Origin of the sequence: Streptomyces xylophagus (assembly GCF_000716435.1) — a bacterium.
In the GTDB taxonomy this organism is placed as follows: Bacteria; Actinomycetota; Actinomycetes; order Streptomycetales; family Streptomycetaceae; genus Streptomyces; species Streptomyces xylophagus.
Map to the genome: position 1 here is coordinate 1 of NZ_JNWO01000181.1, position 331 is coordinate 331.

Genomic DNA, 331 nt, shown 5'->3' on the forward strand with positions numbered 1-331 from the left:
GGCCCGAACACGGACGAAGCGTGGGACGAACTCGCGAAGTTCCTCGAAAGCGGCTTCAAGCACGAAGGCGCGGCCGGGGAGACGCTCGGCATCTTCTCCGCCACTATCGACTCGGGCTCGGGCGCGCACACGCAGAAGGTCTACGACTTCAGCAACAAATGGCTGTTGGTCGGACGACGCTGGTACGCGCACAAGGGCGTGCCCGGCGACAAGAAGCCAGTCTGGATTAAGTCGGAGCAGCGCTTCAAGGACAAGACGAAGCTGTTTCTCGTCGGCACCTACGACGCGAAGGCGACCATCTACACGCGATACGCAAACGCGAAGGTGGGGC

At 62.2% G+C, this 331-nt stretch carries 1 protein-coding gene; it reads left to right on the top strand.

The features are described from left to right. Positions 1-331 (top strand): terminase gpA endonuclease subunit (locus OO70_RS50880; protein ID WP_043688512.1); only part of this gene is annotated, 331 nt, incomplete at both ends.